The following is an 18,716-nucleotide window of genomic DNA, read 5'->3' as shown; positions in this document are numbered from 1 at the left end:
CGGAAATCGATCCGCCGAGCCCTGCCGGGAATCAGGCGGAGGTGGAGGCCTTCTTGTTGACGCCCTTGCGCAACGCAACCGTATTGAGCTTGGCGTTCGCGGCCTTCTCTTCGTTTAGGTTCGTGGTAAGGAAGCGCACGATATCGTCGTGGCCGAGCTCCTCCGCCCAGGCGATCAAGGTGCCGTAGCGGCATATCTCGTAGTGCTCGACGGCCTGCGCGTTGGCGACGAGCGCCGCATCCAGCACCGTCTTGTCCTCGATCTCGCCGGCCGTCTCGTCGGCTTCCTTGATGATCCCGTCGATGGCTGGGCATTGCGTGCCGCTTGGCGATTGGCCGAGTTTCTCGAACACCTTTTCGAGACGCTCGATCTGCTTGTTGGTCTCCTCGAGATGGCTCTTGAGGCCCGTGGCCAGATCCCGGTTGTTGGCTTTGTCGATCATTTTCGGCAGGGCCTTGGTGATCTGCTGCTCGGCATAATAGATGTCCTGCAAGCCATGCAGCAGAAGATCATCCATCGTCTTGATGTCTTTGGTGAATAGTCCCATGACGCCGCTCCTCGCTCCTAAAGCGGGGGGAACGCATGCTCGCCGTGCTGGTTCCTGGGCGTGAACGCCGCAGCCGGCCGGGAAGATTATGATGGTGGGGGCGCCTCGTGCGTCCGCAGGAACTCGCGCAAACAGGCCGCGTTTTGCCTCTTTGGGTGGAGTTCAACATGGTCAGCACCTCGCTCTGGATGGAGACCGAAATCCTGCCGGAGGCGGGTGCCCTCAAAGGCGATGTGCAATGCGATGTCGCCGTGGTTGGTTCGGGCATCGCCGGACTGTCGACGGCGTACGAATTGATGAAGCGCGGCCGCTCGGTCATCGTCATCGACCGCAAGGGTATCGCAAGCGGCATGACGGCGCGCACTTCGGCGCATCTTGCGCCGCTCTGCGATGATTTGATGAGCGAATTCAGGAAGCTGCGCCGCGCCGAGGCCGCCAAGCTGTTCTACGAAAGTCAGGCCGCCGCCGTGGATCGCGTCGAGGAAATCCAGACAAGCGAGAAAATTGCCTGCGACTTTCTCCGTCTTGACGGTTATCTTTTTCAAGGCAATGGCATGCCGGCCGACATATTCGATGAGGAGCTGGAAGCGGTGCGCGAGGTCGGCGCACCGGTGCACCGGCTGGTCGGCGTGCCGCTCAAGGGCTGCGAGAGCCGGCACGTCTTGCGCTATCCGCGCCAGGCAAAATTCCATCCCCTCAAATATCTCGCCGGACTTGCTGCCGCTTGCGCAAGCGGCAGCGTCCGTTTCTTTGCCAACAGCCCGGTCGAGGAAGTCGCCGAACATGACGGCGGCGTCACGCTGCGAACCTCACAGGGGCAGATCACGGCCGCGCATGCTGTCATCGCGACCAACGCATCAATCGCCGACCGCTTTCAACTGCATACCAAGGTTGCTCCTTACCGCACTTACGTGCTCGCCTTTGCCATCGCGCGGGGCGAACTGCCCGACGCGCTCTATTGGGACACCGAAGATCCCTACCATTATGTGCGGTTGCAAACGGGCCCCGAGGAGGTTGATTTCGTGCTGGTCGGCGGCGAAGACCATAAAAGCGGTGAGGCCAACGATGCCGACCAGCGCTTTGCTCGGCTGGAGAACTGGGCGCGTGAATTGATCCCGGCTTTGGACCGCCTAACCCATCGCTGGTCGGGTCAGGTTCTCGACACGATCGACTATGCCGGCTTCATCGGCCGCGAGCCCGGCAGCCAGCGCATTTACCTTGCAATGGGCGATTCAGGCCAGGGCCTGACCCATGGTGTGATGGGCGCGATGCTGAACACAGCCCTCATTCTGGGCGAAGATCATCCGTGGAAGTCCGTCTATGCGCCGGATCGCAAGCCGCTCGCAGCGGCGCGGAATTTCCTGCGCGAGAACATGACGATCCTGCAAAACCTCGCGGAATATGTGGCGCCGGGTGAAATCGCTTCGCTCGAAGAGCTTCAGCCGGGTGAGGGCGCCATTCTGCGGCGGGGACTCGAAAAGATCGCAGCCTACAAGGACAAGGCTGGCGAACTGCATCTTCATTCGGCCAGTTGCACGCATATTGGCTGTCATCTGCACTGGAACAGCTTCGAGAGCTGCTGGGATTGTCCGTGCCACGGTTCGATCTTTGCGCCCAACGGACGGCCGATCAATGCTCCGGCCGTGTCGGCTTTGCGCCCGGTAAAGGTCTAGCGAGATCCGGTCAAGGCTCAGGGAGCGTTCCATCTTCAAGGACGAGGACATCGAGCAGGGCGATCTGCGTAGCCCGCGCACACCGTGGGCCGTCCTACGGCCGCTGCCAATTGAGCCGATCGTTGACAGCTTTCGGTGCGAGGTGTTGATCATCGGCGCCGGCATCACCGGTGCGCTGATGGCCGAGCGCCTGACACGGCAAGGCCGCCAGGTGGTCGTCATCGATCGCGAGCTTCCCAGTCTCGGCAGCACGGTGGCCAGCACCGCCATGCTGCTCTGGGAAATCGACCGGCCGCTGTTCGAACTCGCGCAGCTCTATGGTTTCGAGAAGGCCGTTCGCTGCTATCGGGCCAGCCACCATGCCGCGCAAGGCCTGCCGTCCCTGGTTAGGCAGCATGGAATTGCCTGCCAGATGCGACGGCGTCTCTCGCTCTATCTCGTCGTCGATGACAGTCCGAACCTTGTTCAGGATGAATATGCGCTGAGGAGCCGCGCCGATCTGCCGTCCCTCTATCTCGATCACGCCGCGCTGCTGAAGCGCTTCGGCATCGCGCGGGCGGGCGCCCTTTTGTCAAGGGACGCGGCTGATGCCGATCCTGTGCTGCTCACACATGGCCTGCTTGATATCTCCCTGCAACGCGGTGCCCGCCTTCTCAAGGCCAACGCGGTTGCCTACGACAGCACGGCCCAGAGAGTCACCGTCGGCCTTGAGAACGGACTTTCGATCGAGGCGCGCCAGGTTGTGCTCGCGACCGGCTATGTGATGCCGGATATTGTGCGGCCCACGGCGCAGCAACCAGCTTCCAGCTGGGTCATCGCGAGCCGGCGGCAGCCAGGCCATCTGTGGCCCGAACAGGCGCTCATCTGGGAAGCGAGCCGGAACTATCACTATGCGCGGACCACCGCTGATGGCCGCATCATCCTTGGTGGCGAAGATGACCGTACGCTCATCGAGCCTGACGCTCGTGATGACGCCACGCCTGCCAAGGTGAGGGCGCTCAAAGATTATCTGAAGGCGCTTTGGCCGCATGCATCGGAAGATGTGGCGTTCGGCTGGTCGGGCGCCTTCGATACCACCCATGACGGCTTGCCGTTGATCGGCAGGGTGCCCGGCTCCAAGAATATCTTCGCCGCCTTTGGCTATGGCGGCAACGGCATTACCTTCAGCTTCCTCGCGGCGGAACTTCTGGCGGCGATGCTTGCCGGAGGTTCTTCGCCCCTGTTCGATGATCTTGCGATTGATCGCGATATTCCCGGCTAACGACGCGCGATCAGGCAGCCCAGCATGAAGGCGACGAGCACCGAGGGCAGCGGAGCCTCTCGCACCACATCACGCAGAAATGCGAGCACCTGGCCCGGCGGCTGCCCTTCTTTCCTTTGCCGCACCGTGCGGGCGGTCTCACGCCTTCCGAAACGTCTGTGCTGGATTGCGCTTCATCGCTCCGCGCCGCACCTGATCCGCCATTCCCTGCTCCTTCAATCTGGGCAATGGACCGGCGGCGGAACCGTTCCTACTGCGAACGCTGTGGCCGTACGCGGTGCTCTAGCAACGAAGGGGACCCGAGGCCGTTCTGGAAGGACCGACAACGATCGATCAAGAATGGTCATGGCTAAAGATCCGCCGGAGCCTAAACGAGACGGCAAAGGGGCCCACATCTCGGGCTCTCGCAAGCCTGCGCGGGAAGTTCAGGAGCCCTTCACCATCCGCCCGCCGGAAACCGATCACGGCTCGATGCCCAATCTGAAATGGTCGTTCGCTGACAGTCACGTCAGGATCGAAAAGAGCGGGTGGACCCGCGAGACGACGATCCGAGAACTGCCGATCGCAAAGGACGTGTCAGGAGTCAACATGAGACTGGAGGCAGGGGGCGTCTGAACTGCATTGGCACAAACAAGCCGAATGGTCGTACATGCTTCGAGGCAAGGCGCGGATCACCGCGGTCGACGAGGCCGGCTCGAACATTCGCGGACGATGTTTCTATTTTCCGGCGGGAATCCCGCACTCGATCCAAGGAATCAACAGCGACGTGAAGGGTGCGAGTTTCTGCTCGTCTTCGACGATGGTGCGTTCTCGGAAGAAAACACTTTCCTACTAACCGACTGGCTCGCCCACACGCCGCGTTCGCGATGGGCACTACATCGACAACACGGGAGACCGCCCGCTGCGGTTTCTGGAGATGTCAGGTCGAACCGGTATGTCGACATCTCGCTTAACCAATGGCTTCCCCGCGCGCTCGTCGAAGCGCATTTGAAAGTTACGGGTGACGTCCTGGCGCGGCTCCTGACCGCCAAAGTGGCGCGCACGATAGTATTCCCGCGACCAATCATCGAGCAGGAGGTCGAAATGCCGCCGCGTGGTGTCCGTATGGAGGCGATGGAGGCACGTTCTGTCGATGCCATTCCAGTCGGAAAGGAGTGGCAATATGAACCCAAATGGGACGGATTTCGTTGCCTGCTGGCGCGGGACCGGGACGCGGTGTCCATGCGCTCGAAGTCCGGCCGGGATCTCGCCCGATACTTCCCGGAGATCGTCGCCGCAGCCCGCGATTTGCGCGAGCAGAGGCTTGTGCTTGACGGCGAGCTCGTCGTCGAGATTGGCGGGCAATTTTCGTTCAATGACCTCCTGCAGCGCATCCATCCGGCCGCTAGCCGCGTTCAGAAGCTGTCCCGGGACACGCCGGCCCTATTTCTCGCTTTCGATCTGCTGGAGCTGGGCGACAAAAAGTTGGCCGACCAACCGTTGTCCCGACGGCGACTTCAGTTGGAAAAGCTTGCTGGCCGCAGTTTTTCGAGCGCGCCGCTATTTCGGCTATCGCCGGCCAGCACGAAGTTCGGGGATGCCGAGCGGTGGCTGCAGTCGGCCGGCGGCGGAAGTGACGGCGTGGTCGCGAAGCGGCTCGATCTTCCGTACCAGACCGGGAAGCGCGAGGGCATGCAGAAGATCAAGCGATATCGCTGCGCTGATTGCGTCATTGGAGGCTTTCGCTACGGCGAGAAGCTGCAGGCCGGCCGCAAAGCTGTCGCCTCATTGCTGCTGGGGCTTTACGATGCAGATTAGATGGCCTCCTGCACCACGTCGGCTTTTCGTCAGCCATCAAGGCAAAGGACAAGCCGGCGCTGACCGAAAGACTCGAGATGATTGCGGCGACCAAAAGCTTCACTGGCAACGCGCCAGGCGGACCAAGCCGATGGTCGACGAGACGGTCGTCCGAATGGCAGGCGGTGAAGCCGAAATACGTTGTCGAAGTGTCCTACGATCACTTCACCGGTGGCCGCTTTCGGCACGGCACGACCATCCTTAGATGGAGGTCCGACAAGAAGGCGAACCAGTGCACCAACAGATGAAGCAAAAGATCGCGCGGGACCTCATGAGGGCGATCGAGCCAGCCTGACGGATACTTGGGTCGACGCAGATGTGAATCGTATTGGCGCCAGGTGGCCCCAGCCGTAGCACATCTCTCTTGGCCATTCTTCGGTCGTCTCAAGGACTTTGCCGTATCAGACGCAACAAGGGTGTTCCTTCATGGTTCCTTCGTTAACGCGCCCCGGGCGACTCGACCGGGTGCCCTCGGGAACCACGAGATGCAGCCGGGCTTTTACCTCTCGATGTTCGAGAAAGCCGATAGAAGTGAAGAACTGACTTCCGCGATTGCCGACGGTTTCGTCCGCGTCCGCGGAGCGCGGGAGCATAACCTCCGGAACGTTTCGCTGGACATCCCGCGCAATGAGCTCGTGGTCTTCACAGGCGTGTCCGGATCCGGCAAGTCCTCCTTAGCGTTTGGGACGTTATACGCGGAGGCTCAACGTCGTTATCTCGAATCCGTATCACCTTACGCACGTCGGCTATTCCATCAGATGCAGGTGCCCGACGTCGACGCAGTCGAAGGATTGCCGCCAGCCGTCGCTCTTCAGCAGCAGCGCGGATCGCCGACAACCAGGTCGTCGGTGGGAAGCGTCACGACGCTCTCCAACCTCTTGCGCATACTGTATTCGCGGGCGGGCACATATCTACGCGGGCAGGCCTTGCTTTACGCGGAGTCCTTCTCGCCCAACACGCCGGAAGGCGCCTGTCCGAACTGTCACGGCATCGGGCGAATTCATCAGGTCGTCGAACGAAGTCTGGTACCCGACGACACTTTGACGATCCGTGAGCGCGCCATTGCGGCCTGGCCTTCGGCTTGGCAGGGCCAGAATCTCCGGGACATTCTCGTCACCTTGGGGTATGACGTCGATAGGCCGTGGCGCGAGCTTTCGAAGAAAGATCGTGACTGGATTCTCTTCACGGACGAGCAGCCAACCGTACCGGTGTATGCGGGATACACGCCAGCCGAGACGCGAAAAGCCCTGAAGCGCAAGGAGGAGCCCAGCTATATGGGCACCTTCACCGGCGCCCGCCGGTACGTGCTTCAGACATATGCCACCACGCAGAGCGTCATGATGAAGCGGCGTGTAGCGCAGTTTCTGTCGAGCGATGATTGCCCGGTCTGCGGTGGGAAGCGGCTAAAAGCAGAAGCACTTTCGGTCAAATTCGCAGGAATGGACATTGCCGAGATGTCTCGCCTGCCGTTGGCCAAGCTCGACGAGCTTATCAAACCGTATATTGATGGAAGCAAGAAAGACGGTACCGACGATCATCCCGAAAAGGCGCTTGTTGTTCAGAGAATCGTCGAGGATCTCGTCGGGCGTCTCGAAGTTCTGCTTGAGCTAGGCCTCGGTTATCTCACCTTAGAGCGCAGCACGCCGACGTTATCGCCGGGCGAACTGCAGCGTCTGCGTCTCGCGACGCAGGTCCGATCGAACCTGTTCGGGGTCGTCTACGTACTGGACGAGCCCTCCGCTGGCCTGCACCCGGCAGACACTCAGGCGCTCTTGCGGGCACTCGGGCGCCTGAAGGCATCGGGAAATTCGCTCTTTGTCGTTGAACACGAGCTCGATGTGGTGCGCGAGGCCGACTGGATCGTCGACGTTGGGCCCGCTGCCGGGGACCAGGGCGGTCGGATACTCTACAGCGGGCGCCTTGCCGGTTTGGCCAAAGTCGAGGCGTCCCAAACACGAAGGTATCTGTTCGAAGATGCCGCGAGGGCACCACGCAAGATCCGTCGGCCGAGCAGCTGGCTGAAGCTGCGGAACGTGACGCGGAATAACCTGAGCCGTCTCGATGCCGACCTCCCTCTCGGCGTCCTTACATGTGTGACCGGCGTGTCCGGCTCGGGCAAATCCACTCTCATCAGCCAGTTTCTCGTCGAGGCGATCGCGGAGAACCTAGGTCAGCAACGCAAATCCGATCTGGACGAAGCTGAGCTGCAGGAGACCGTGCGTACGCTGAGTGGGGAAATTACGGAAGGGTTGGATCGCGTTAAACGTCTCGTTGTGGTCGATCAGAAGCCGATCGGCCGGACCCCGCGGTCCAATTTGGCGACTTACACCGGCTTGCTCGATCACGTGCGTAAACTGTTCGCCGGGACGAAGCAGGCGCGTGCCAGGCGCTACGACGCGGGCAGATTTTCGTTCAATGTGGCCAGGGGCCGTTGCGAAACCTGCGAGGGCGAAGGGTATGTATGCGTAGAGCTGCTGTTCCTTCCGAGCGTCTATACTCCGTGTCCGACGTGCCGGGGCGCTCGCTATAACGCGAGAACGCTCGAGATCAAGATACGGGACAAGTCGATCGCCGATGTGCTGGCGATGACCGTCGACGCGGCTTTCGAGTTCTTTAAAGACGATGACGTTCTTTCGCGCTCTTTGGGCGTTCTGCGTGAGGTCGGGCTCGGTTACATTAGACTTGGCCAGTCGGCCACCGAACTTTCAGGAGGAGAGGCGCAACGCGTCAAACTCGCCACCGAGCTCCAGCGCGCCCATCGTGGCGGCACATTATATGTGCTCGACGAGCCGACGACGGGACTGCATCCGTCCGATGTCACAAAGCTCGGCAATCAACTGCAAGGGCTCGTCGAGGCTGGCAACACCGTCGTTCTGGTCGAGCATGATATGTCTGTTGCAGCGGAGAGCGACTGGATCGTAGAAGTCGGCCCTGGCGCTGGAAACGAAGGAGGCCGCATCGTGGCGTCCGGACGACCGGATCAAGTTGCTGCCTCCGGGAGCCGGACAGCAGAATATTTGAAGCGAGCGCTCTAACTAGTTCATCGAAGGCCGCCAGCCCCCATAGGAACACCGGGGGACGCAGTTGGTTGTTTGCCATCGCCTGCCCGAAAGAGACACGCATGGAAGGCATCCTCGTCGCCGAATTCGATACTCGCCGCGCGGCAGAACTCGCGGTCGAGCACGTTGTGCAGGAGTGCGGAGTCCAGAGAACCGACGTGGTGCAGCCGATGGGCGCCGACAATACATCCGGCGATCGACCCGCGCTCGCCGACGTGAAGGTAAAGCCGAAGCCGGGCGAGAAGCTTGAGGGCCCGATCGAAGTATCCGTCGACTTCCATGGCGACGATCCGAAGCGCGTCGCGGACGCGCTGAAATCCGTTGGTGCTAAGGCCGTCCGGACGAAGTAAAGGACAGAATCATGCCCGAATATCCCAAACCGCCGTTTCCCAGCCAGCGACAACCCATGCCAGGCTCGACGGGGAAGATGGACCCGCGCCCGGATCATGGCGAGACAAGCTATAAGGGCTCGGGACGGCTTCAAGGCAAGTGCGCCATTATTACTGGCGGCGACAGCGGCATCGGGCGCGCGGTCGCCATAGCCTTCGCCCGCGAGGGCGCCGACGTCCTGATCGCCTACCTTGACGAAAGCGACGATGCGAAAGAAGTCGCGGCGATCATTGAGAAGGAAGGGCGCAGGGCTGTCCTCGTCGAGGGCGACCTTCGCTCGGCCGACCATTGCCGCACCGTTGTCGACCGCGCCGTGCAGGAACTTGGCGGCGTCGACATTCTCGTCAATAATGCCGCGCATCAGGCGACCTTCGCCGACATCGGCGACATTAGCGACGAAGAATGGCGCATGACCTTCGAGGTGAACATCCATGCGATGTTTTACCTCGCCAAGGCCGCGGTCCCGCATATGAAGCCTGGAGGCGCCATCATTAACACGGCATCGGTAAATTCCGACATGCCGAACCCGATCCTGCTCGCCTACGCGACGACGAAGGGAGCGATCCAGAACTTTACGGGCGGCCTGGCCCAGATGCTGGCGGAGAATGGCATCCGGGTGAATGCCGTTGCGCCGGGTCCAATTTGGACCCCGCTCATTCCCTCGACGATGCCAGAGGAAGCCGTAAAGAACTTTGGCAAGCAAGTGCCGCTGAAGAGGGCTGGCCAGCCGGCTGAACTCGCCACAGCCTACGTGATGCTCGCCGACCCGCTATCCAGCTACACTTCGGGCACGACCGTCGCGGTGACCGGGGGCAAACCCTTCATCTGAGAAGTGGCTGGCATAAAGCATCCCGTGACGCCCGATGGCCGCTACTTCGTCGTGAAAGGGAAGCTTTGGCGTCTCAGCAATCCGGACGTTGAGCCGGGCGCCTCCATAGAGCTTACGCTTTAAGCGAGGGGGCAAGTTGGGCGATGCGCATCGATGGTCCTTCAGATAGGAAGCACCGCTCGGAGCAGTAAGATGATTGCAGCCGAACCGAGTTCGGCAATGCTCCGGCCTTGCGGTGCCGATCACCGCGCGCGTGCCCTCTATAGTGATGCGCTCGAGGAACTCTTGCCCACGCGTCAATGTTCGTCTTCGGAAAGCTGACTCAGATAGGCCAATCCGAAACTTGCGAGGTCTTCCGCATCGCCTTCGCGGCGATCCCAACTCCCATAGAGGTGACGCTCAAGCAGGCAACGACGCCTATCTGATGTATCAATCCCGGAGTGAGTGGCGCAGAAAACGCTCCAAGCGATATCGATCGCAGTCCGCAATGTGATTGCATTTGCCATTTCAAGCTCCGCGACGAAGGCATCATTGGCGTGCAATCCCTTTCCACGGCGAAGGTTGCATCTTTTTCCCAACCTTAAAGCTGGCACCGGGCGTATCGTAGGAACCTTGCTCTCCCGAAGACATTTGCCGTTAAGATCTTAAACGGAGGATGTTATGGCACTCGAAGCGAAGGAATCCGGCAACTTGATCGGCAGCGACAAGGTTGAAGGCACGACAGTTTACGGTGCAGACAGTCAGAAGATCGGCAGTATCGAGCGGGTGATGATCGACAAAAAGAGCGGAAAGGTCTCCTACGCGGTCCTGAGCTTCGGCGGCCTTCTTGGCATCGGCGATGACCATTATCCACTGCCTTGGCAATCGTTGAAGTACGACACCAATCTTGGCGGGTACGTCACAGGCGTGACAGAAAGCCAACTGCAGGGCGCGCCCAAATATCGTGATGAGACGGCATGGAATTGGAATGATCCGGCGGCCGGTCGATCGGTAAATGACTATTACCGAGTACCAATCTGATTGCCCTCGAAATGCGGTGTGCTCGTCATCAAAGTGCGCTGCATTCGCGAAAAGCGTGTGGGAGCATCGTCGAATAACCGGTCGGCCGCAAATCGGGTCTTGAAAGCGAGTTCTAGGAAGCGCTCGCGCGAGCAAGCCTAGCGCAGGTACTCGCCCGCGCCGCGGGAACCTTATCTCCTCAGGCGAAGCGATATAGCGCGCCTCTACTTCCCGCACCACGAGGCCCTGAGAAAAATGTGGAGACCCGGCACGCGCGCGGCTGAACGCTTAGTGCGCTCGGCCCAGTCAGGGCCGCTGGTCACGCGTTAGTTGGACTGCGATATGTCAGACTGTCAGACATCTGAGTCCGTGTATCTCAAGCGCTCGGGTTCACGGCCAAGGCCGGGATTAGGAACGCGGTACGGGTCCGCGATCCGGGCCCGGGGAAGCTGATCTAATTGCTGTCCAGGAACTGTCGCATTAGCGGCAAGCACGCCGCACGGCCTTGCAAGTCAAGAAAGGTAGGTGCGCGCGAACTGGAATATGAGAGCGGATAGGCTATCCGAGACTGAGGGCGTAGAAATACATCGCCGCGATTATCGCGACGCTTAGTAGCGTGATGCCGAAACTTTCCCATCCCGAACCGATTTGACGAATCGCTCAAACGTTCCGGCGCTGCGACATCCTGTCAAAGCGCTTGATGAGCAATGCGCCTCACTCCTTGTCGCCCGATTAACTTGGTGGACGCCCGCGACGGGGCAGCTTCGGGCCAGTGATCCGGTCTGCCGCGACGCGAAGGGCGCCGGCATGTTTCATCGCTTCAACGCGAGCCGGCCCAGGCGGCAAAGCGCGCGCATGATCCAGCGCCAGTATCGCTTCCGCATAGCGAGACGCCAAGCATTCGACGAGCGAACCGGTATGGACCGCCAAGGGCAAGATTTCGCCGGCTCTGTGGGATGCTTATTCGATGGCGATGGCGCGATATCTTCCGGCATCGCTCGAGGTCGCCGTTGCCTTTTACGCGGCCGAACACGAGGGACGGAACTGGCGGCACCTGTGTTCTCAGCTCGAGGTCGTCCAAGTGCCTTGGGGGCATGATGGCTGCATGACTGTCGGTGCGGAGCGGCTGGTTGATCATCTGCGGCAAAGAATCAACGCTCTAGCCTCGCGTGCGCCTCCTTACGGCCGAGCAGATGGAGCGCGCGTCTGAAAACGCGACAAAGCGGGATAAAATTCAAGGTGAGACATTACCGAACTTAGACACGTGTCAAGTCGAGGTAATCCGGCAGAGCGGTCTAAAATGCTGAGATTTCCCGGTAGACTGACGGTGCGCTCAGCCAGTCGCGCGCTGAGGATGCGGTCCGGGGAGGATCACATCCGGAAAGAAGCCCTGACGCCGCTAGCCCCCGTCGGGGCTTCTTGCTGCTTACGCCGGCTCAGATTGTACGAACGCCGCCCGCTTAAAATGCATGCGGACGGCGTCGGTTCTAGCCCCAGGAAGGATCTGCAAAATCCTGGCTAAGCTAAGTCTGCACAAAGACTTAAAAAGTTTAATACCCCTGAAGGGGTAGCTTGCCGTCAGAACGCGCGGCGCGCCCACGTTGTCGCACGACTGGCGTGCTCTCTGCCGATCAGCCGAACGGGCCTTTGCCAGCCTGCGTCATTCTGACGAAGGTGCCGTTCTCGCGGTACTCAAGCCACTTCATGTTTCCTCGGCATACTTCAGGTCAGCCCAATACTCAGCCGGTGTCGCCTTATCCCGGTAGAGCATTGGATAGTTGATCTTCTCGATCTAGATCCGGCCGCCCTGGATCGGCTCGAATGCGTGAGCGTGCTCCATGATCCTGCGGGCGGCTTTCTCGGGACTGGCGTAAAGGACGATCTGCGGTCAGTTTCATCGGCGGTTTGGAGATTAGCTACTTTTCTGCGGGGCGCCGTTCCGTGTGCATTCATTGGAAAATATGGCGCTCTCACGGCAATCGAAGCGAAAGACTTGAGATCGACGAAGCTACAGTATTGGTTCGATCGATCGATGCATGGCCGACGTCGACTATACCAGTCACCGAGTCCTACAGCCTCAGCGATGAAGAGAAAGTCAGCCTCTCTTAATTTGAAGGTCAAAGCCCTACCGCTGTTCAACCCTGGTGCGCCACAGGGCATCGAAGGTATTCTGGCGAGATGGCGTCCATTCTTCTGAACCGATCGGATCGCTGGGCTTCTCTATGAGTGCACTTGCAAGCTCCTCGGTGGGACGTGCCTGCGTCGAAATCCGCACGGGCCACTCCAATAATGATTTTGAAAGCATGGGCTTGCCTTCGTACCAGCATTTTCGTCCGTCGATGAGGCGCCAAGACCAATACTCGCGCGGATTTGGGGGCATCACCGCACTGCATTGCTGTTTTGCCTGCGCGGTCGGCATTCCAATCAATAGAAAAGTAGCGATGCGAGCGGCCAAAGGAATAAATGAAAATTGCCTCTTCATCGGAACACTTAGAGACTACTTCGTTGCCGCAGTCGACTTACAGCAACGACCAAGTCGGGCCGCTCAAGAACCTCAACTAACTTGTCGAGTATGCGTTCACTGTCGTGGGGGCGGGGCAGAAGATACTCGTCCAATATGCACAGGGCTTCGCTGACGGCATGAAGAGCCAGCTGTTGATCGGTCATCGCTTCTTACCCATTCGAATTGGCGGAGCGTTGCGATTTCAAGGAAGCTTAAAGATCAAGTCAGCTTTTGGACTTATCCCATCAAATTTTATTTCAATCGAGGGTGAATTTAGGTCAGCGCTTCTGTCTCAGGATTGCGATTTGGCTATCGCCTCACCGCCGCTCCGCGCCACGCCACGTGCACTTCGATTGGCGTATCGCTACACAAACGAAGAGTCCGACGAGGCGCTGCGCCTCCACGCCCGGATCAGCGCGACGGATCACGCGATGGGAGCGCGAGGATCTGCTCGACGCTTTGCAGCAGCGGCTCGATGCGAACCCGCTTGCTATGCGCCTTCGTCGCGAGACGGTCGAGCATCCGTTCAGCGTCACCTCATCAAGCCGTGCGAAATGAGCCTTCAAATTTTTCAAGTCAGTGAATTTCTTGCATAGCGCCAGCAACTACCACCGTTGCCCGATCTTCTTGACTCCCGATCTAGGAAGAACGGCGCGAGCGCGGGAGTTAAGGTTCAATAGATTGGGGCCAAAAAAGCGAAGTGTGGCAGGATCACTGGCTTGTAGCAGCCACCAGTCGGCGCATAGTCAAGCAATGATCGAGCAGCGCCCAGCCTTCATGGCTTGCAAAAACCCCGGCACCGGCTGGAGAATCGATATTCTGTGGGCCGATGGCGAAACCGAAGTCATCAAAGGTTTTGTTACGGAGCACGACGCAACCAAGTGGATTTCCGAGCATTCGGTGGCGTGCCAAGAAAGCGCTAGCCCACCGCGCTAGCGTGGCTTCTAGTTCGGAGGAGCGGCGACGATGGATCGCGAGACGGAGGAACTGGCAAGTAAAATCGCAGAATGCGCGAGACAGGCGCGCCATCAAGCCGCGCTTCTGCCGGAAGGTCCAGTCCGCGACGCACTGATAGAAAAAGCCAAGCATTACGAAGCACAAATCCCCGCCGACTCTACGTATACGACTGTTACCCAGCGCTAATGGGCAGGTGACTGCATTGCTTCGGCGCTCCGATTCATCCGGCAGGCTTCCACCCGAGGTTTGCCTTTGAGTTAAGTGTTCTTTCTTCATCTTCATCGTCGAATTGCGTCGTTTTTAGATGTGCCCGCGGTGTGTGCAGCTCTCGGCCGGTGCTGGCTATCGACGTTGCGCCGCAGGGACAGCGCATCAGCGACACGGCCTCCCTGAGGGCAGCTTCTCGCCGCATGCCCCATGGCGCTGCTTCGACCGCGCTCGGAAACTCTGCCAAGAACCCGTCTCCGGTGTTCTTCACGATACGGCCGCCGTGACTGGCAATAGCAGGCTCACTTCTCTTGCGAGAAGTTCGCTCAGCTTGGCGTGCGTGGCCTCTTCGTCATCGTGCATGAGCCGTGAATAGCCGGCGACATCGGCGGCCATTATGGCCGACAGCCTGCGCTCTATCCGAACTGGCCGCTCTTGCACTATGGACCCGCGATCCAAGCGATGCCCGATTGTACGACGGACAAGCCGCGCCCCCAACGGCCTTGACGAAGATGCCCGAGAGGCCGCCGATCAGCTATCGGCCCGAACGGCACAACCTAGGAACAGTCGATATTCGCCGGACGTTAGCGCTCATGCAACAAGTCCGTTTGGTAGGCGACCGGCGCGAGGAGACTTACATGGCTGACGAAAGCTCAGTTGCACCTACTGCCACGCCCGAGCAGCGAAGAGACCGAGCTTCAGAAGCGATCCGGCGGATGGCTGAAGACGACGCGTTGCAACATTTGCCACAACATGATCGGTGGCTGCATCATTTGAGTGAAGCGACCCGGGCAGCTCCATTTCAGTCCCTTGCCGTTGCATTCTTGCTAGGCGCCTTCCTAGCTCGTCGGTAGCGTCCATGCAGCGCAGCCCTACGAATTGCCAGACGGCAATATCTTATTCGGATTGCTCAATGACCTTGCTCACATCAGGCTCATCAATCCCATCCGCCCGATTGCACTCGCAAGGCATGCCGGCGCCGCACTGACAGCCATGTGCCTCCGCCGTCCAAGGCAAGTGCGGATGGTTCTCGCAGACCCAGCCCAACCCCAAGCAAATCGGACAGGTGGGTTTGGTCATTCTTGAGCTTTGTCGGGCAGACCCAATTCCTTGCGGACCGCAGCAGCGGAGTTGCCGACCTTTTCGACGACCTTCTGAAGGTCATTCTTCGACACACCAAGTGCATGGGTCCAATACTTCACCTCGTATGGCTCGTGCATGTTGATCTTCGAGCGATCTGGCTGGACGCGGTTGGTTAAATTGTCCGGCATTGCTTCTATCCCAAAATAAAAGGTCGCGGCCGTTGGCTGGTCCGAAGAAGATCAGGCTATTGTCGGGGCGGTTTGCAAAATTGACCGTCGCGGCAGTAACGTCGGCCACCCAAAGCTAGTTCCTGCCAACGCTTCCTTGCCCCCGAAGATCCGGGGTACATTCTCAATCAGTTTAAACCGGTGGCCCCGGCTGCACCTCGCTAGGGCCGTCGACTCGGCCTCAGCGTCTCGCCGGGGCCGTTTCTGTTCAGGGAACGAGCAGCAGTCCACGACGTCAAATCTAAACGATGGACTGGGACTATTACCGCGGCCTTAGCGCTCTCCGCGGGCGTTGAGGCCATTCTAACGTCAGGGGCCGCTTTTCGCGACTCGTGAATAGCTTCGCTAAAATCTCAGCCTGGTCTTTTGTCAGCTTCTCGGCGAACGCGCCGTCCTTTTCTATCTGGGCCGGTCCTTTGCATTCGCTATCGTAGACTATCCAGCCGTTGCCGCCTTGCCGAACGAGGAATCGGCCTCTCATCGGGCGTCCAATAAATTCCATTGCAACACCACCTGTGAAATTGAAGGGTTTCATGCGTCCAGCGAATTGAAACGGCCACAACCCGAGGGCCGCCAACCCGAACAATGCGGGTTTTCCTCCAGCAGCCGGGGGGGCCTGGATCGGCTGGGGGACCTGAGCCGACTCGTTGCCAAGCCGATCGTTCCTATTATCGATCGTTAGGATAAACGGCCCAGTGATGCTGGTTTTGGCGTGCAGGTGATCGTGGCAACTCGGCCCCTCCGCGCCGCGCCTCACCGCGTTGGGGCCATTTTTGCAAAGACTACGCGAAAAGGTCTTTGCTGACCTGGGTGATCCGCGGAGTGCCAGCGTTATTAGCGAACCGAAATAAACATTCAGCTGAAGTCGTGTTTATTCGGTTAGCCGAACAGATTCTCGCCGGCCTAGGGTCATGCGATTGGGTGCCGTCCTAGTCAGGACATTCGCTGCGGGCCTACCTTAGAACGCGACAAAGAAAAAACCCATCAGTAGCAGGGCGAGCAAAACAGACGCCCCGGCCGCTACCTTTCGTCCGGCGCTTGGCTTCGCTGATTGGTTCATATGGGGGGTCATAACCCGGAAGATTGAAGTCACTCGCTCATATGCGCGCCGGTCTCAGCTTGCCGGGTTCTCTTAAGTAGCTGCTCTTTTTCCATACCTGCGGGGAGTACGCTTGCTTCTTCACGAAGACTCTTGGCCTCTTCGGTAAGGCGTTCCTCCAGAGAGTGCTCTTGCTTGAAGTGCCGACGCTTAATGACCATGCGCTGTCCTTTCCGTGGCGGAAGGCGACGTGCCCCCCGAGCTGGAGCTACTTCGAGATAGCGATGCGGCGTTGAGTGCGTCGCCGAGGGGCGGATGGGCGCGGAGGCGACCATCTGGATTCGAGAATGCCCCCGGCGTAGCTTTCTCAAGCAGAAAAAGCGGGTGCGCGTTTGCGACCGCTTTTTCTTGATGTCGGTTTGAGGGGACCTCTTACTTTGCAGGCTCCATCATTGGTTTACCCTTATCGACGATATGGACCGTCAACATCTTCAGGGTTTTGTCGCCTGCCACCTTGAAACCACCGTGGGGCACGTCGCGAATGTTGATTGTTGCTGCTCCCGTAGGAAATGGCACCTCTTTTCCATCGGGTAGCGCCAACGTTGCGCCCTCTAGAACGTAAACGGCTTCCTCGCCATGATGCGTGTGGCGAATGAGATTATTTCCGGGCTGTACGTCGACGACGCTGACTACAATCTCCATATTCGTGCCGCTTAGGTCGGCGCGTTTCAACTCGGTGCGGTTTGTTTGGGCATTCGCGGACCAGGTAAGGGCGAAGAAAATAAGAGCAGTGATCCGAAGCATACTTTCCTCCTCAAATAGACAATGAAATGTTTTCGCGACACGCCAATGTGACGCCCACTTATCCAACAGCAACCATTACGAGAGTGCAAGGGAAGTGCAGCATAATCCATCCTGAAGCAGATTGTGGCGATTGAGGCGACGACTACACCACCCCGCCGATCGTGGTATCGACCCGTGATGGCCGCATCGTCAGAGATTGCGAAGCAAAGTAAACCTCCGCGCATCGGAAGTGTACCAGTAGGAGAAATCGGCAGGGCCTACCAGAGACGTCCTTGGCGAATTGATCACTTCGCCTCACTCGATCCGGATATCAACCCAGCCGACCTTGCCGCAGGCGGTGAACTTGCGGTGCACCGAGATTTCAGCCCAATCCCATCTGCAAGTCGGCAAGCTTCAGCAGCCGCTATGATGTTGGCGGCCGACGCAAGAACACAAGCACCGTCTTGAAACCGGCGTTGCGATCGACAGGGCCAGTCCAATAACGGAGATGACGGGCGGGTTTTCGACGCCAAGGCATGGGCCGATATACTCAGTGCATCGAGTTCATGGCCGGTCGGGCTGCGGAGCGCATGTTGCTAGGCGGCGAACTCGCCGCTCCGGTTGAAGAACGTCCTTGGCGGGGATCGCTTGTGCATTTCCCTGCACGAACGAAAACATCCAGGTCTGGAAGCTTCATTCGCAGCTCCTCAACGAAGAGCGGGCGAGCAAGCCGCCGCCGGCAATCCTGGCTTGTCAGCTCGGTTCGCAAAACCAGCTTCTAGAACTCATCTGCCGGGGACGCCCTATCCCCGCCGAGCCTGCTGCAGCTCTTCGGAGTGGATTGTCGCCACCGCGTGACTGAATACTTGGCTGGCGTCGCCTTGCGCAATCACCGGTAGAGAAAAAATCCGTGGACGCCCGCATAATCGAAAGTAGTGGGGAGCAGGCTCTCCACGGCGCCGCGCTGCGGACGGCGGCAGCATTTACCCGCGGCGGGGAATTGATTTCTTAACTCAAACCTTGGGTGCGGTGATCGCGAAGCTTGAGAACTTCCGAAGCGGTCCCTTGCCGGAAATGGGCTTCATCCGCGATAGGTCGGGCCATGGGCTTTGCCGGTCATCATGTCCCGCTGGAACGTAACCCCGCGCCCATTATGCCGGGAGTGCCGCCGTCTCTTAAGAGTGGTCGCTGACAAGAGACGGCAAGGCACCCCTGCGCACGGATATCCCCAGCCTCGTTGTCCACATCCGCAACTCCTTGAAGCTGCAGCAAAGACGAATGCCCTCGGAGCGCGCACCATAAACCCACGTATTGTTCGGGAAA

At 59.3% G+C, this 18,716-nt stretch carries 16 protein-coding genes and 2 pseudogenes; 11 read left to right on the top strand and 7 right to left on the bottom strand.

The genetic code is table 11. The annotated features are described in order from the left end of the window. Positions 1-31 precede the first annotated feature (31 nt). On the bottom strand, positions 32-547 hold the full coding sequence (locus ACVMB1_RS26810; protein ID WP_076829434.1) for a YciE/YciF ferroxidase family protein: 516 nt from the start codon (positions 545-547) through the stop codon (positions 32-34). A gap of 167 nt (positions 548-714) precedes the next feature. Between ACVMB1_RS26810 and ACVMB1_RS26805 the strand changes: the two genes are divergently transcribed. The 8 genes and pseudogenes from ACVMB1_RS26805 to ACVMB1_RS26770 all read left to right on the top strand — a co-directional run bounded on the left by ACVMB1_RS26805 (position 715) and on the right by ACVMB1_RS26770 (position 9,595). Further along, positions 715-2,220, top strand: coding sequence for an FAD-dependent oxidoreductase (locus ACVMB1_RS26805; RefSeq protein ID WP_076829533.1), 1,506 nt, complete (start codon positions 715-717; stop codon positions 2,218-2,220). A gap of 142 nt (positions 2,221-2,362) precedes the next feature. Next, a complete protein-coding gene (locus ACVMB1_RS26800; RefSeq protein ID WP_076829431.1) occupies positions 2,363-3,481 on the top strand; it encodes an NAD(P)/FAD-dependent oxidoreductase in 1,119 nt (372 codons plus the stop codon). 345 nt (positions 3,482-3,826) lie between these two features. Continuing rightward, entirely contained in the window at positions 3,827-4,096 is a 270-nt protein-coding gene (locus ACVMB1_RS26795) for a cupin domain-containing protein (protein ID WP_253625470.1), read from the top strand. Positions 4,097-4,130: 34 nt separating this feature from the next. Further along, complete coding sequence (locus ACVMB1_RS26790) at positions 4,131-4,316, top strand: cupin domain-containing protein (protein ID WP_076829427.1); 186 nt, start codon at positions 4,131-4,133, stop codon at positions 4,314-4,316. 278 nt (positions 4,317-4,594) lie between these two features. Next, positions 4,595-5,565 (top strand): annotated as a pseudogene (locus ACVMB1_RS26785) (ATP-dependent DNA ligase). Positions 5,566-5,826: 261 nt separating this feature from the next. Then, a complete protein-coding gene (locus tag ACVMB1_RS26780; RefSeq protein ID WP_141342595.1) occupies positions 5,827-8,352 on the top strand; it encodes an excinuclease ABC subunit UvrA in 2,526 nt (841 codons plus the stop codon). 53 nt (positions 8,353-8,405) lie between these two features. Beyond that, on the top strand, positions 8,406-8,726 hold the full coding sequence (locus ACVMB1_RS26775) for a hypothetical protein (RefSeq protein WP_229158068.1): 321 nt from the start codon (positions 8,406-8,408) through the stop codon (positions 8,724-8,726). An 11-nt stretch (positions 8,727-8,737) separates the two neighbouring features. Then, entirely contained in the window at positions 8,738-9,595 is an 858-nt protein-coding gene (locus tag ACVMB1_RS26770; protein ID WP_141342592.1) for a glucose 1-dehydrogenase, read from the top strand. Positions 9,596-9,891: 296 nt separating this feature from the next. Here ACVMB1_RS26770 and ACVMB1_RS26765 read toward each other — a convergent pair whose 3' ends face one another. Beyond that, a complete protein-coding gene (locus ACVMB1_RS26765; protein WP_158074207.1) occupies positions 9,892-10,137 on the bottom strand; it encodes a hypothetical protein in 246 nt (81 codons plus the stop codon). 118 nt (positions 10,138-10,255) lie between these two features. Between ACVMB1_RS26765 and ACVMB1_RS26760 the strand changes: the two genes are divergently transcribed. Continuing rightward, positions 10,256-10,615: a PRC-barrel domain-containing protein gene (locus ACVMB1_RS26760; protein ID WP_018273495.1), complete on the top strand. Its 360-nt coding sequence runs from the start codon at positions 10,256-10,258 to the stop codon at positions 10,613-10,615. 2,104 nt (positions 10,616-12,719) lie between these two features. Here the strand turns inward: ACVMB1_RS26760 and ACVMB1_RS26755 are convergent. Continuing rightward, the gene (locus ACVMB1_RS26755; protein ID WP_125459264.1) at positions 12,720-13,076 is read right to left on the bottom strand and encodes a hypothetical protein; all 357 of its coding nucleotides are present in this window, start codon (positions 13,074-13,076) and stop codon (positions 12,720-12,722) included. Positions 13,077-13,850: 774 nt separating this feature from the next. Between ACVMB1_RS26755 and ACVMB1_RS26750 the strand changes: the two genes are divergently transcribed. Further along, complete coding sequence (locus ACVMB1_RS26750; RefSeq protein ID WP_253625471.1) at positions 13,851-14,033, top strand: hypothetical protein; 183 nt, start codon at positions 13,851-13,853, stop codon at positions 14,031-14,033. Positions 14,034-14,063: 30 nt separating this feature from the next. Further along, a complete protein-coding gene (locus ACVMB1_RS26745; RefSeq protein ID WP_168855287.1) occupies positions 14,064-14,240 on the top strand; it encodes a hypothetical protein in 177 nt (58 codons plus the stop codon). A gap of 199 nt (positions 14,241-14,439) precedes the next feature. Here the strand turns inward: ACVMB1_RS26745 and ACVMB1_RS26740 are convergent. The 4 genes and pseudogenes from ACVMB1_RS26740 to ACVMB1_RS26725 form a co-directional block, all read right to left on the bottom strand. After that, positions 14,440-14,705: pseudogene (locus ACVMB1_RS26740) on the bottom strand (adenylate/guanylate cyclase domain-containing protein); the annotation flags it as partial. Between the two features lie 632 nt (positions 14,706-15,337). Next, positions 15,338-15,532, bottom strand: a complete 195-nt coding sequence (locus tag ACVMB1_RS26735; protein ID WP_016844186.1) for a DUF3606 domain-containing protein — start codon at positions 15,530-15,532, stop codon at positions 15,338-15,340. Between the two features lie 1,128 nt (positions 15,533-16,660). After that, positions 16,661-16,831 (bottom strand): hypothetical protein, encoded by a 171-nt coding sequence (locus tag ACVMB1_RS26730; protein ID WP_168855288.1) that lies wholly within the window; start codon positions 16,829-16,831, stop codon positions 16,661-16,663. Between the two features lie 211 nt (positions 16,832-17,042). Further along, on the bottom strand, positions 17,043-17,414 hold the full coding sequence (locus ACVMB1_RS26725) for a cupin domain-containing protein (protein WP_016844188.1): 372 nt from the start codon (positions 17,412-17,414) through the stop codon (positions 17,043-17,045). Positions 17,415-18,716: the final 1,302 nt, after the last annotated feature.

It is taken from the genome of Bradyrhizobium sp. USDA 4504 (assembly GCF_054063995.1).
This window is presented reverse-complemented; position numbering and strand designations above follow the sequence as displayed.

What these genes read in the sequence shown, in the direction of transcription:
- ACVMB1_RS26725 (WP_016844188.1), bottom strand. Translation starts at nt 17,414, where the DNA reads ATGCTTCGGATCACTGCTCTTATTTTCTTCGCCCTTACCTGGTCCGCG.
- ACVMB1_RS26810 (WP_076829434.1), bottom strand. Translation starts at nt 547, where the DNA reads ATGGGACTATTCACCAAAGACATCAAGACGATGGATGATCTTCTGCTG.
- ACVMB1_RS26760 (WP_018273495.1), top strand. Translation starts at nt 10,256, where the DNA reads ATGGCACTCGAAGCGAAGGAATCCGGCAACTTGATCGGCAGCGACAAG.
- ACVMB1_RS26790 (WP_076829427.1), top strand. Translation starts at nt 4,131, where the DNA reads ATGCTTCGAGGCAAGGCGCGGATCACCGCGGTCGACGAGGCCGGCTCG.
- ACVMB1_RS26730 (WP_168855288.1), bottom strand. Translation starts at nt 16,831, where the DNA reads ATGGTCATTAAGCGTCGGCACTTCAAGCAAGAGCACTCTCTGGAGGAA.
- ACVMB1_RS26745 (WP_168855287.1), top strand. Translation starts at nt 14,064, where the DNA reads ATGGATCGCGAGACGGAGGAACTGGCAAGTAAAATCGCAGAATGCGCG.
- ACVMB1_RS26780 (WP_141342595.1), top strand. Translation starts at nt 5,827, where the DNA reads ATGTTCGAGAAAGCCGATAGAAGTGAAGAACTGACTTCCGCGATTGCC.
- ACVMB1_RS26750 (WP_253625471.1), top strand. Translation starts at nt 13,851, where the DNA reads ATGATCGAGCAGCGCCCAGCCTTCATGGCTTGCAAAAACCCCGGCACC.
- ACVMB1_RS26770 (WP_141342592.1), top strand. Translation starts at nt 8,738, where the DNA reads ATGCCCGAATATCCCAAACCGCCGTTTCCCAGCCAGCGACAACCCATG.
- ACVMB1_RS26755 (WP_125459264.1), bottom strand. Translation starts at nt 13,076, where the DNA reads ATGAAGAGGCAATTTTCATTTATTCCTTTGGCCGCTCGCATCGCTACT.
- ACVMB1_RS26735 (WP_016844186.1), bottom strand. Translation starts at nt 15,532, where the DNA reads ATGCCGGACAATTTAACCAACCGCGTCCAGCCAGATCGCTCGAAGATC.
- ACVMB1_RS26795 (WP_253625470.1), top strand. Translation starts at nt 3,827, where the DNA reads ATGGCTAAAGATCCGCCGGAGCCTAAACGAGACGGCAAAGGGGCCCAC.
- ACVMB1_RS26805 (WP_076829533.1), top strand. Translation starts at nt 715, where the DNA reads ATGGTCAGCACCTCGCTCTGGATGGAGACCGAAATCCTGCCGGAGGCG.